General features: G+C 59.9%; 1 pseudogene. It reads left to right on the forward strand.

The features are described from left to right. A pseudogene (locus L972_RS20525) lies at positions 1-227 on the forward strand (IS1595 family transposase); the annotation flags it as partial.

Below are 227 nucleotides of genomic sequence, written 5' to 3' on the forward strand. Positions count from 1 at the left end.
CAAGGGGCAGCGGGGACTGCCGCGTCCACCACGTCATCGCGGTGGTAAAGGTCGAACTCGTGGAGCCGGGCCAGATTACATCCCGGTGATGGTGGTACAAGACCGTGCAGGCCACCATGCAGATTTCCAGTTGGAAAAAATAGATGCCGAGACGGTCATCGCGGTGTTGAAGCCGTTGGTGTCACCGGATGCGGTGCTGTGTAGCGATGGGGCGGGTGTGTATGCCT

The organism is Aeromonas sp. ZOR0001, assembly GCF_000801015.1.
Taxonomy (GTDB): domain Bacteria; phylum Pseudomonadota; class Gammaproteobacteria; order Enterobacterales; family Aeromonadaceae; genus Aeromonas; species Aeromonas veronii.